This is a genomic window from Nonomuraea sp. NPDC050451 (assembly GCF_044458585.1).
The window spans coordinates 23,835-35,980 of record NZ_JBITHZ010000066.1; the positions used below are offsets into that span (position 1 = coordinate 23,835).

Here is a 12,146-nt window from a genome sequence, read left to right on the forward strand (position 1 = left end):
CCATCTCTTACCTGTCGTCCGGAATCCGATCATTCCGGATGGCTGCGGGGGTGTGCCGGTCGCCACGCATGCGCGCCCCGTACCGGAGGGGCGGTGCATGGAGTTCCAAGTGCTGGGGCCGGTCGGAGCGACCGTGGGCCCTCACCACGTGGAAATCGGCACGCCGAGGCAACGCTGTGTCTTGGCGGTGCTGCTGACCGAGGTCGGCCAGGTCGTCTCGGCCGACCAGCTGATCGACCGCGTGTGGGATCAGGCCCCGCCACGCGAGGCCCGCAGCACCCTGTACAGCTACGTGACCCGTATCCGTACCGTACTCCAGTCGCTGGGCACCGAGGCGGACGGCGTCGCGCTGGTCCGTCACACGGGTGGCTACGTCCTCGAAGCCCCGCCCGACCGAGTTGACCTGCACCGTTTCCGGCAGCTCGTCAAGCAGGCGCGGGCCGCCGAGGACGAGCGGAGCAGTGCGCTGTTGAACGAAGCGCTCGCTCTGTGGCGGGCGGACGCGCTCACGGGCGTGTCGGGCGCGTGGGCCGAGCGGACGCGTGCGCAGCTGGACGACGAGCGGGTCACGGCGTCCCTGCTGTACCAGGACGTCCAGCTGAGCCTCGGACGGCATGAGGAACTCCTGCCGGGATTGCACGACCTCGTCGCGTCCCATCCCTTCGACGAGCGGCTGACGGCCAGGCTGATGACCGTGCTTGAGCGGTGCGGGCGGCAGGCGGAAGCCTTGCGCCTTTACGAGCGGATCCGCTCACAACTCGCCGAGCAACTCGGTGTCGACCCCGGCCCGGAGCTGCGTGCGCGGCATCTCGAGGTGCTCTCCTCGGTCTCCGAGCCCTCCGGCCTCGCCATCGCGGCCGCACCCCTGGTGTCCCGCCAACTGCCGCTGCCGCCCACGGGATTCGAAGGCAGGGATCGCGAGCTCGCGGACCTGGACCGCATGGCCGAGCAGGACGAGGGAGTGATCCTCGCCCTCGTCGGCACGGGTGGCGTCGGCAAGACGTACCTGGCACTCAACTGGGCGCACCTGCGCCTCAACCGGTTCCCCGACGGCCAGCTGTACGCCAACCTGAAGGGATTCAATCCGGCGGGCGAGCACGTATCAACGTCGACCGCTCTGCGTGGTTTCCTCGAAGCCCTCGGAGTCGAGCCCGCGGCCATCCCCTTCGACGACGACGCGCGGTCCGCTCTCTACCGGTCGCTCGTCGCGGGACGGCGGCTGCTCATCGTCCTCGACGACGTCCGCGAGCCGGCCGACGTCATCCCGCTCCTGCCGGGCAGCGCGACCTGCACGGTCCTCGTCACTAGTCGTAACCGGCTCGACGGCCTGGTCGTCACCCACGGTGCTCGCGTCCTCGCCCTGGAGGTGCTCTCGCCCGCAGAAGCGCACCGGATGCTCGCCCGTAAACTCGGCGCGGATCGAGTGTCCGCCGAGGCGGCGACCGTACGGGTCCTGCTGGAGCACTGTGGAGGCCTGCCGCTCGCCCTGGGCATCCTGGCCTCCCGGGCCACGGCCCATTCAGAGTTCCCGCTGGCCTTACTGGCGGAGGAGCTGAAGGAGGAGTCGAGCCGGCTGGACGCGCTGGACGTCGGCGGCGCCAGCACGGATGTGCGGGCCGTCTTCGCCTCCTCCTACCGCGCCCTGACGCCGCACGCGGCCTGGGCCTTCGGGCTGCTCGGCCTGGCACCGGGATCGGGCATCAGCCTGTCGGCCGCCACGGCCCTGCTCACCATGCCGATCTCTCGCGCCCGTAGCGTGCTGCGCACTCTGGAAGCCGCTCACCTGGTCCACCAGTACGCTCCTCAGCGGTATCGCATGCACGACCTCGTTCGTCTCTATGCCATGGAGGTGGCTGAACGCGATGTGCCCGCCCACGAGCGTGACGCCGCCCTGCGCCGACTGACCGAGTTCTACTTCCACAGCGCGTACGCCGCCGACCGGGTGCTGTATCCGCATCGCCTGGACCTCAAGTGGGCGCGTCCCGACGATGGCGGCTTCGCCCTGGAGCCGATACGGGAGACGGCGGAGGCGCTGGCCTGGTTCGACGCCGAATATTCCAGCCTGCTCGCCACGCACCGGCTCACCGTGGCGCGGGGCTGGGACATCGCGACCTGGCAGCTGGCGTGGGCGTTGGACACGTACTGCTGGCGACGGAGCCACCGCGCGGATCGTCTCAGCATGTGGAAGGCCGCGTTCGAGGCCGCGGAGCGGCTGGCCGAACCCGGGCTGCGCGCCATGGCGCACTGGCGACTCGGGTTCGCCCGCGCGCACGCCGGAGAGCGGGACCAGGTTCTCGATCTGCTGCACCGCGCGCTGAGCATGTTCACGGAGATGAGAGAGACCGCGTTCCAGGCTCAGGTGCACCAGTCGCTCGGCTGGGTTCTGTCCCAGCAGGGCGAGCACGGGTTGTCGTTGCACCACGCGGAGTGCGCACTGGCGCTGTACCAGGGCCTGGCCAATCCGGCCTGGGAAGCCAACGCGCTGAACGCGGTGGCCTGGTGCCTGGCCCAGCTCGACCGGCACGAGCATGCTCTGGTCCGCTGTGAGCAGGCGCTCGCGTTGTTCCGCAAGGGCGACGACCCTGACGGCGAAGCCGCGACCTTGGACAGCATGGGCTACATAGCCCATCACATGGGCGAGCACCGGGAGGCCATCGCCTTCTACCGCTCGGCCGTGCGGTTGCGCAACGCGACCGGCAACGCCACTCAGGAGCCCGACACTCTGGTCAGGATCGGAGAGGCCCATGCGGCGCTGGGCGAGGCCACCCACGCCCGGCAGGCATGGGAGCGCGCGGCCTCCCTGTATCGCGGTCAGCGCCGCCTCAAGGAGGCCGAACGCGTCCAGGCAAGGCTCGACGCCGGCCCACCCGGCACCGAGCGGGCGCCAAGCTGAGCTCCCGCCGAGCGGCCTCAGGCTCGGTGGTCGGCGGCGTCCGCGGCAGGCCGCGCCGGTTCAGGCTCGGAAGCCGCCGTGGAGATCTCACGGGTGCGTACGAGGGGCGAAGCGAGCAACCACAGGATGCCGAGCACTGCGCCGACCGTGGCGATCCACAACGAGGGGCGTAGCCCGATGACCGTGCCCAGCAGACCGCCGGCGATCGCGCCGAGGGGACGCACACCGTAGTTCGTGGTCTGCCATGCTCCCGAAACCCGGGCGCGGAGCGGGTCCGGGATGAGCGCTGTCTTGAAGGCGTTGGACGAGATGTCGAGGATCATCACTCCGCAGGAAGAGACGGACTGAGCGAGGAAGAGCATCGCGATCACAACCGGCTGAGGCCCACCCGCGGCCGGGACGAGTACCAGGGGCAGCGTGTATCCCAGGAATCCGAGGGCCAGCGCGGGCCCGATGCCGAATCGGGCGACCACGTCACCGGCGAAGACGGCACCGGCCAGCCCGCCGATCGCCGCGCAGCCGATGATCAGGCCGAGCGTTCCGGCGCTGAGCCCGAGTTCCCGCGTTACGTACAGCGTGAAGAGCGCGTGGAAGACGAAGTTGAAGAAGTTCATGGTCGCGACGGCGGCCAGGAGCGAGCGGACCGTGGGCGTGCGGGCGATCCATGTCACGCCGGCCGTGAAGTGCCCCTTCTCCCGAGGGGCGGGCCGTGGCTCGGCCGTCGAGATCCGGGACAGGAACCCGGCCGACACCAGATAGCTCACCGCGTCCAGAAGCATGGCCAGCGGGGCGGCGACGAGTTGCACCAGGAAACCGCCGATCCCCGGGCCGGACACGACCGCCAAAGCCCGGCTGCCGTTGACCAATGAGCTGCCCAGGACGTAGCGGTCGGCCGGGACGATGGACGCGTACAGGGTGTTGTCGCAGACGTCGAACAGGACGTCCAGCGTGCCGATCACGAAGACCGTGACGTACAGATGAGCGAGCGTGAGGACGTCGAGGTAATAAGCGAGGGGGAGCGAGATCATGGCCAGGAAACGGCCGAGGTCGGCTCCGATCATGACGCGACGGCGGCTCGCCCGGCCGTCGGCCCAAGCGCCGAACGGCATGGAGAACAGCAGCGCCGGCAACAGGGCGGCCGCGGTGAGCCAGCCCATGTCGGCCGCGTCTGCCTGCAGGAGGAGAACGGCGGCGAGGGGGATCACCACGCGGGACACCTCGTCACCGATCTGGGAGACGCTCTGGCCGATCCAGTAGCGCTGGAACGGCCCCTTGCGCAGCAGATCGGGCACGCGAACCATGGGGCTCACCTCGACCGGTCCGTTCGCGGCCGGGCGCTGACGCCGGATTCGTCCGGGATCTCCGGTTCGGGCAGCAGTTGCGCGATCAGCACGACGCGCTCCACGCCCTCGGGAGCGTCCGCCATTTCCTCCGGGGCGTCTGCCCGGTATCGGGCCACGACCGATGCGATCTCCTCTTTCAGGGCGTTCGCCTCTTCTGGAGTGAGCCGCAGGTGCCAGTCGCTCATGTCGAAGGCGCCCCGCCATACGTCGGGCAAGGTTTCGAGCTCGTTCAGCGCACGCTCGGTGCGCGCCGAGTACAAGGTGGCGATGGACCGCAGATAGGCCAGGGCGGCTTCAGGTTCCCGCGCGGCCAGGGCAGGATCGGTGAAGTGCGTCGCCCGGTGTACCGAGCGCCACCAGCGCTCCCGCGCGGTCCCTCGGCCTGTGTCCTCGGTGACGAAACCGGCCGCGTGGAGGCGGCGTAAGTGGTAGCTGGTCGTCCCGGAATTGACGCCCAGCCGCTCGGCTAGCCGGGCGGCTGTCGAGGGGCCGTCCTTGCGCAGCAGCGAGACCAACTGCACGCGTAGCGGATTCGCCAGCGCGCGCAGCCCTTCGGTGTCCAGGCTCGCGACCTCCGGCTGGGGGGCGTGGGGTCGCGCATCCATGATCGGTTCAACCATGTCACCACCCTAGAGTGCGGAGAACTCTTCGCAAAGAACTATTTGCGAAGAGTTCTCCGCACTGCTTTCGGGCGTGCTCGGCTGGGTCGACCGGGGTGGCCTCAAGCGGAAAGGCCGACTCGTGATGCCGCCCGTGCGCCTCGGCGAGCGCGGCCGCGTTCACCGCCACCGGCGACAGGATCGGCAGGTCCCGGGTCTCAGCGCCGCCGCGTACGCCTTCTCCAGCGCCTGGGTTCGGAACATCCGCGTCGAAGTCCGGGGACTCCTGGCCAGCGGGTTTCCGGTGCGGGGACCGTGGGTATCGGGCACGGCCATTGCCGACCCGTTGAAGCTCATCGCGACGGTGAGCGGCCGGGCCCGGCTGATCATCGACGGCATCGACGTACAGGACACCACCGCGCCGACCACCGTCTCTGTGTAGCCTGCGGCGAACGCACAACAGGTGCCCGTCGACACGACCGTGCAGGTGACTTTCGACCAGGCGGTTTGGGACGCGGCGTTCACGCTCAAGGACGACAACGGAGCCGCGGTCGATGGAACGGCCGTCATGGACGTCACGAACACGATCCTGACCTTCACGCCTCACACCCCGCTGCGCAACGGCGTCACTTATGCAGGTGACCTGCGCGATGCCGCCGACGTGCGGGACAACGTGGCAGATCCGCTCACCTGGTCCTTCAGCGTCGGCGCGGATACCTCACCAGCCGGGCGCTGGACCTTCGACGAGGGCACGGGCAAGGTGGTCGCCGACTCCTCGTCACACGGCCACGACGACACGCGCTGGCGGACACCGCAGGATGGGTGGCCGGCAGCTCCGGTCAGGCGGTCACGAACCTACCGGCGGCTCAGGCCGGCGCCGCGGCCTCCAGGAGGCGGTCAAACAGGTCAAGGAGGTCGAAATCGCCGCGGAGACGACCGAGACCAGCATCACGTACGCGCTTGTGGACGGTCATTCGTACCGCACCGAGATCGCTGCGGGCCCGATCAGGATGCGCCAGGGCGATTCCTGGGTGCCGATTGACACCTCCCTCGTTGAGCGGGAACGGGATGTTGCAACCCAAGACTGTCTCTGGTGAGGCCCGTGTCGCGCTATCCAACGGCGGCACCCGGCCCTTCGCGAAGCTGGTGACCGCCGACGGCAAGTCGTACGCGCTGCGCTGGCCGACGCCGTTGCCGAAGCCGACGGTGAAGGGCAGCGCGGCCACTTACACCGACGCCGCCGGTGCCGGAGCCGATCTGGTGGTGACGGCGTTGCCGGCCGGGTTCCGGCATGAGGTGGTGCTGCGCCAGCGGCCATCCAAGCCGGTGGAACTGCGGATCGGCGTAGATGACGGGGGCCGCCGCGGCGTCCTGAAAGCGGCGTCACTCCCCGCGCCGTCCGCCTGGTTTGCCCCACACGGACAGCGCAGGAGGAGCACAGCGGATCATCCTGCCGTACCCGCTTCCGTCCCCCGGGTGACCGGAGCTCGCGTACGCCACGCGAAGCCTTCGCAGAGGCATGACCTGGGCGGATGTGGTTATCGGCAGGCGCACCCGTCGTACCGGCCCACCCACCAAGATCTTCGGGACACTCCTGGTGCGAGGACCATGCTTCCCCCTCGGAGTCCCCGAGAACCTCCTGGCGTCGGGGAAATCGCACCTCCTTCACGCTGATGTAGGAGCCGGCCGAGGCTCAGCCGCCGTATGGCGCGGGTCTCGGGCTGTCAGCGGCCGTCTGACGTTCGCCGCTCTCCAGGGCGAATCGGTACGCCGTCCCAGGTATAGGTAACGTCCGCCGACATATTGACCAGAGTGGTCGCATCGTGCTCGCACCGTACGGAGATGTGGCCCCGCCCGACGGGGATCCCGCTCACCTTCAGCCACTCCACCTCGGCGGGCAGCGCGGAGTGGATCTCGACAGTCCCTCGTGGCGCGTCCGGCCGGACACCGAGCATGCCCGTCACGACCTGGCTGACCAGCGTGAAGGACACCTCGGGATAGTCGCCGTTGAGCCCTCCGGCGACGTGCGGGAGATTCCGTGCGGCGAAGATCTCCCGCATCCACTTCCAGGCCGTGTCGGGCCGGCCGTGCCGGAAGAAGACGTCGGGCAGGTAGGTGAGTGCTTCCACGTTCTCCGCGCGGCCTTGGGCGTCGACGAAGTCGAGGTAGCTCTCGTTGCGCGATCCGGCGTCGATGAGACCCTTCAGCGGCATGAACACGCTGTTCTCGCCGCCCCATCCGGTTACGCCGCGGCCGTCCACGGTGTAGCCCCTGATCATGTCCTTGCCGCTGCCCGTGCCGGTCCAGACCTGATTGAAGTGTCGCTTGAGCTCGGCGGCCTCTCCGGCGAACGAGTCGTGGCCCAGCCCGGCCATCGCCAGGTAGGCGGCGTATCGCGCGGCCATCGCGTCGCCCGCCTCGGCCAGAGGCTCCCCGCTCAGCTCGTTGTAGGTGGCCACCCCGTCGAAGATGCCGCCGCCGGTGCCCCGTGCGGTGGCTGCGAAAGGGCCTGTGGTGTTCCGATAGAAGGCATGCAGCACCGGATCGTCCACGTAGGCACTGTCGCCGGTCCAGCGGTAGGCGGTCTCGCCGGCTTCCACCAGCTCGAAGACGGCGGGAATCTCCCGGACGAACCGGTCGGGCCCGCGGTAGTCGATGGCCAGGTAGGAGCCGTCGAAGTTGAACGCCCAGACCGGGTAGTGGCCGTGTTCGGGTGTGGCCGAGGCGGCGAAACACTTCAGCATGGTCAGATTGGCCTCGTCGAGGCCGAGCAGGTGGGCGCCGGTGAGCTGGTGCACGAAGTCACGGGCGTAGAACCCGCTGCGGTGAGCGTAGCCGGCCCAGTACGACGGCAGGTACACACCGGTGCCCGTGCCGCCCGGCCTGGTTTCGTCGACGTTGACCGGGCCGATCGTGCCGCCGGTATGCGCCCAGCTCAGCGCCTTGCGGCAGGCCCACTCGAATATCTCCACGACCTCGGTCGAGGAGGACGCTATTTCCATGAACGTACAATCCTCAGGATGTCAGGGGAGGCTTGCCCGGACGATCGGCTCCGCGGGCAGCAGCAGACCCGCTTCGGGCGCGACCTGTTCCTCGATGAGCTGCAGCAGGCGGCTGACCAGGGCGTCGGCGAGCCGTCGCAGCGGGAGCCGCACCGTGGTCAGCGGCGGCTGCAGGAGCCGGGCGTAGGGCATGTCGTTGAAGCCGGTGATCGCCAGGTCCACCCCCACGGCCAGGCCCTCCGCCTGAGCGGCGGCATAGGCGCTCGGCGCCAGCCAGTCGTCGACCAGCACCAACGCCGACGGACGCGGTTGCCGCCGCAGCAGCGTCCGCGCCACGTCGACGGCCTCTTCCGGTTCGTCGGCCGTGGCCTCGTGCGCGACCAGCTTGAAACGGCGGACACCGGTACGGAAACCCTCGGTGCGATGGCGCAGCCAGGGCAGCTCCGCCGACATGCCCAGGAACGCCAGACGCCGGTGACCGCGCTCGGCGAGCAGCCCGACGAGGTCGATCATCGCCTGTACCGAGTCGACATTGTGCCTGCCGAAAACCCCATCCATGCAGCTCAAGCGGCATGTGAGTACTCGTGGAGGACTCCGCCGAGCCGGTCTCGTCGGCGTATGTTCAAGTCGATGATTCGCCCCGAGTCTGTGATCGGGTTGGGGGTGGGACGCAGCGGGGCTGCTTGGTTTAGAGCTTGGTGGGCTCGGTGCTGGTTGTAAAACCGTTCGTACTCGCGCAGGGCGTGCCGCAGATGGCGTTCGTTCCAGACGAGGCAGCGGTCGAGAAGCTCGCGGCGGCACGACTGCACCCACCGCTCCATGATCGAGTTCATCCGCGGCATCTGGATACCGGTGAGCACCGTCTTGATGCCGGCCTCGGCGAGGATCTCGTTCACGAGGGCCGGGAACTTCCCATCTCGATCGCGGATGAGATAGCGTGCCCGGCAGCCCGCATCGTCCAGGTCCATCACCAGGTTCTTTATCGCCTGGGTGACCCAGGTCGCGGTGGGATGAGCGGTCGTGCCGAGCACGCGGACGCGCCTGGTGGCGTGCTCGATGAGGGCCAGGATGTACTGGCGTTGCCCGTTCAAGGTGACGGTCTCGAAGAAATCGGCGGCCAGTAGGGCATCGGCTTGCGAGCGCAGGAAGTCGGCCCAGGTGGTGGACGCCCGCTCGGGTGCCGGATTAAGGCCTCCCTGCTTGAGGATGTCCCACACTGTGGACGGCGCGATCTTGATACCAAGGGTGGTGAGCTCACCGTGCAGCCGCCGGTAACCCCAGCTGGGGTTCTCCCGGACCAGACGCAGGATGAGAGCGCGGATGGACTGGATGGTGGGTGGACGGCCAGGCCGCTTGGGCCGGCAGGTACGGGCATGGCGCCGTTTCACTAGATCGCGGTGCCAGCGCAGGACGGTGTCCGGGCGGACGAGGAGCCGCAGCCGGCGCAGGACCTCGCGGGGCAGCGAGGTGAGGAGAGCGGCGAGAAAGGCCCGGTCTTCGGGCGCGAATGTCACTCTGGTGTCGGCGCCCAGTTGGCGTTCGAGGACGGTGATCTGGTGGCGCAGGGCGAGGATCTCGATGTCCTTGTCTCGATCGCCCATGGGCAGCAGTCGCAGTGCGGCGAACGTGTTCGTGACAGTGAGGTAGGCCAGGCGAAGGAGCACGGCCGATTATCGCTCCGCACTTGGTTCGTCTCCTGGATGGCTGGAGTTCACGCTGCCACGCGAAGCCCTCACATGGTCGTGACCTGGACGGATGTGATTATCGGCAGGCGCACTGCTGAAACGACGCCAGGAAACCACCCGAGACGCCACCAAAGGCAGCTTCCGCGTCCTGAAACGGCACCTGTCAGACGTGATCTGCCGCGCCGTCGTGGCCGACCACCACGCCGAGACAGCGGAGAAGGACCCGCCGACCCCTTGCACATAGGAGCGTCAGGTAAGTGGAGCCTCCTGGGTGTCAATATCTTCCCAGAAATCTCGCACGAATCTCTGCACACGATCTTCCAACACATGCTGCGAAAGTAGCGCATCGTCGAGAACGCGCTCGGCGGCTCTTCCGTGCTCAGCAGCAACAGCGAGCCAAGACAGAAACACTCGGCGGACTACATCCTTGATTGCCAGAAGATCCGCTTCCTTTTCGCTTCCACCATGCGCGTAGGCCGACCGCGCCCGATATGCCTCACGCACGATCCTCTCAACATGCAGTCTGTCGGCATCATCACGCCCTACTAGGACTGCCGCCCGCTGAGCAACCTTGCGGGTCAAATCCGTCCCGCCTTCACTTGCGAGCAGTCCCTCGATAGCCACGGTCCATCTAAATGCGACCTCGCTAGGATGAATATCAGGTAGCTCGATCCCAGAAGCCGCCCTCTTGGTGTTGTAGTTGATGAAGAGATAGTGGTCAGCCGCGCGAATGAGACGATCTCTGAGCTTAAACTCAAGTGCAGTGAGTCTACTTCCGAACCGAGCTGCGAACCGCTCCAACTTGCTGGAATCGTAAGCATTGAGCACGCGAACGCGTTCGACTCTTCCGCCAAGGGGGTCATGTTCCCACCGGTGTAGCTCATGTGGAATCCGCCAGCCCATTCGTCCCAAAACGTCATCCGGGCCACTCGGATGAGGGACAACCCGGCGCCCCGGCTCGACGAAGTATGTAACTTGCACCTTAATTGGATAACTAACAAAAAGGTTTAGTGCGAGGATGGGCCAGACGACCACTCGGGTGGTGCCTGAAGGATTAGTGGGAATAGCGGGATCGCGGCGCGGCCTCCGCAGAGCACCGTAACCCTCGTCAGCATGTAGGCGACCAGGATTGCGCCATGCAACGGCTAGCCCGTGCCACTCATGGATAGGCAGCTTGGCGTCACTTGCGTAGTCAAGGTGGATCAGTTCCCACTCGTCGAATAGTTGCACCTTGGCGAGTTCGGGAACGATGTCCACGCTCAGGTATTCATCAAGCGGTAGGGCTGGGCCAACAAGATAGCCCACGTAGCGCTCCGCGATTTGCCGAGTAGTTGCGCCAGTGGATTTTTCTAGAAGCTCCAACAAGCCGCGCTCTATGGACTGTGTTTCGCTTTGGCGCGCCCAATACGCTAGATCGTAAGCGGTCTCATCTAGAGCCCTGCCTGCGGCTACTCGCAATTTTTCTCCAAGTTCGCGCTCTATCAATTCTTGCAAAAATGGAGTCTTAGGCACTTCGCGAAGCAAGGTTCGCCGACGCTTTTTAGGGCCAATATGATACGGCTCGGGAGTAAACGTTTCGACCGGAAGGGCGAGAAAAGAGTCTAGGGCTCGAGCTACTCCGTTGATCAGCTTCTTAGTCTCGCCGCCTGCCACGAGAAGGAATTCTACCCGAGACGAGCGCAGCGCTGCCACGATATTTTCGGCAATCAGGGGCTATGTGAAGGATGCTGACCAGCCAGCCCGCGGTGATACTGACTTCTGCAGGTAGTCGATCTTGGGGGACAGCCGCTCCGCCGTCACGTGGATCTTAAGCCCCAGGCTGACAAGGGTTGCAGTTCACCGCTGTGCCACCTCATCCTACGTCGACCGGCCACCGGTATTGGTCCACGTCTAACGTCATGGTACGACCTGTGCCCTAACTGCTAATGCGGTTTGGTAGACGCCACGACGCGGCCCGCCGTCCAGTACCCCCTTACGATCGAGACTCAGGGCCGCCCGCCATACACAGCGCGCGCCGTATCAAGCCTGATCCGGCTGACCATGGACGCGCCGCCGCCCACTCGCTGGACGTGCCTCTCGACCTGCTTAACGGCCCTTGTAGCTGCGCGCCTGAGCGAGCATGATTCTCCTCAGGTGAGGACGTGCCTTGATGACAGGAAGACAAATGGGACAGCGTGTCGTTCATGCTCAGGTGGGATCCTCCAGCGCTCTAAAGTTAGGCGCTGGCAAGCGAGATATTCAGAAGAAGGCTAAGGACCGCTGGTCTAATGCTGATGTGAAGAAGCGTCAGCAGCTTATCAATGCAGCTCGGGCAGCCGGGGTTTCTGAGCGAAAGATCTGGCAGCTCATTAAGCGCCTGGGTGCGTAACCCCGCAGTTCGGTACCACTCTCACGATCGCCTTCTAATCCGACGGTCGCAGGTTCGAATCCTGCAGGGCGCGCTTCTCTACCTGCGGAGACTCCAGCCGCGCCCGCCTGCTGCGGCGGCGTGGGGCAAATGTGAGGCAAAGCTGAGTCAGCCGTCGAGCGGCCGCCCCAGCGCGGACGCGGCGTTCAGCACCAGCCGGGCCGTTTCCCGGGCGGCTTCGTGGGCCACCTCAGGCAGCACCGAGACATAGGTGTCG

The 12,146-nt window shown here is 66.7% G+C and carries 9 protein-coding genes and 1 pseudogene; 3 read left to right on the forward strand and 7 right to left on the reverse strand.

Annotated features, from left to right (window positions below; genetic code table 11):
* Positions 1-97 precede the first annotated feature (97 nt).
* A complete protein-coding gene (locus ACIBI9_RS65185) occupies positions 98-2,893 on the forward strand; it encodes a BTAD domain-containing putative transcriptional regulator (RefSeq protein WP_397238734.1) in 2,796 nt (931 codons plus the stop codon).
* 17 nt (positions 2,894-2,910) lie between these two features.
* Here the strand turns inward: ACIBI9_RS65185 and ACIBI9_RS65190 are convergent, their stop codons facing one another.
* A complete protein-coding gene (locus tag ACIBI9_RS65190; RefSeq protein ID WP_397238736.1) occupies positions 2,911-4,194 on the reverse strand; it encodes an MFS transporter in 1,284 nt (427 codons plus the stop codon).
* Between the two features lie 5 nt (positions 4,195-4,199).
* Positions 4,200-4,856, reverse strand: a complete 657-nt coding sequence (locus ACIBI9_RS65195; protein ID WP_397238738.1) for a helix-turn-helix domain-containing protein — start codon at positions 4,854-4,856, stop codon at positions 4,200-4,202.
* 73 nt (positions 4,857-4,929) lie between these two features.
* Between ACIBI9_RS65195 and ACIBI9_RS65200 the strand changes: the two genes are divergently transcribed.
* Positions 4,930-5,277 carry a hypothetical protein gene (locus ACIBI9_RS65200; protein WP_397238740.1) on the forward strand — a complete coding sequence of 116 codons (348 nt, stop codon included), beginning with the start codon at positions 4,930-4,932 and terminating at the stop codon, positions 5,275-5,277.
* Positions 5,278-5,289: 12 nt separating this feature from the next.
* Positions 5,290-5,526: pseudogene (locus ACIBI9_RS65205) on the forward strand (Ig-like domain-containing protein); the annotation flags it as partial.
* A gap of 175 nt (positions 5,527-5,701) precedes the next feature.
* Here the strand turns inward: ACIBI9_RS65205 and ACIBI9_RS65210 are convergent.
* From ACIBI9_RS65210 to ACIBI9_RS65230, 5 genes are all read right to left on the reverse strand, one after another.
* On the reverse strand, positions 5,702-6,061 hold the full coding sequence (locus ACIBI9_RS65210) for a hypothetical protein (RefSeq protein ID WP_397238742.1): 360 nt from the start codon (positions 6,059-6,061) through the stop codon (positions 5,702-5,704).
* A gap of 498 nt (positions 6,062-6,559) precedes the next feature.
* Positions 6,560-7,837 (reverse strand): hypothetical protein, encoded by a 1,278-nt coding sequence (locus ACIBI9_RS65215; protein WP_397238744.1) that lies wholly within the window; start codon positions 7,835-7,837, stop codon positions 6,560-6,562.
* Positions 7,838-7,858: 21 nt separating this feature from the next.
* Positions 7,859-8,395, reverse strand: a complete 537-nt coding sequence (locus ACIBI9_RS65220) for a substrate-binding domain-containing protein (RefSeq protein WP_397238746.1) — start codon at positions 8,393-8,395, stop codon at positions 7,859-7,861.
* 5 nt (positions 8,396-8,400) lie between these two features.
* Positions 8,401-9,501 (reverse strand): integrase core domain-containing protein, encoded by a 1,101-nt coding sequence (locus ACIBI9_RS65225; RefSeq protein WP_397238748.1) that lies wholly within the window; start codon positions 9,499-9,501, stop codon positions 8,401-8,403.
* Between the two features lie 270 nt (positions 9,502-9,771).
* Complete coding sequence (locus tag ACIBI9_RS65230) at positions 9,772-11,175, reverse strand: hypothetical protein (RefSeq protein WP_397238750.1); 1,404 nt, start codon at positions 11,173-11,175, stop codon at positions 9,772-9,774.
* Positions 11,176-12,146: the final 971 nt, after the last annotated feature.

What these genes read in the sequence shown, in the direction of transcription:
- ACIBI9_RS65185 (WP_397238734.1), top strand. Translation starts at nt 98, where the DNA reads ATGGAGTTCCAAGTGCTGGGGCCGGTCGGAGCGACCGTGGGCCCTCAC.
- ACIBI9_RS65220 (WP_397238746.1), bottom strand. Translation starts at nt 8,395, where the DNA reads ATGGATGGGGTTTTCGGCAGGCACAATGTCGACTCGGTACAGGCGATG.
- ACIBI9_RS65215 (WP_397238744.1), bottom strand. Translation starts at nt 7,837, where the DNA reads ATGGAAATAGCGTCCTCCTCGACCGAGGTCGTGGAGATATTCGAGTGG.
- ACIBI9_RS65190 (WP_397238736.1), bottom strand. Translation starts at nt 4,194, where the DNA reads ATGGTTCGCGTGCCCGATCTGCTGCGCAAGGGGCCGTTCCAGCGCTAC.
- ACIBI9_RS65195 (WP_397238738.1), bottom strand. Translation starts at nt 4,856, where the DNA reads ATGGTTGAACCGATCATGGATGCGCGACCCCACGCCCCCCAGCCGGAG.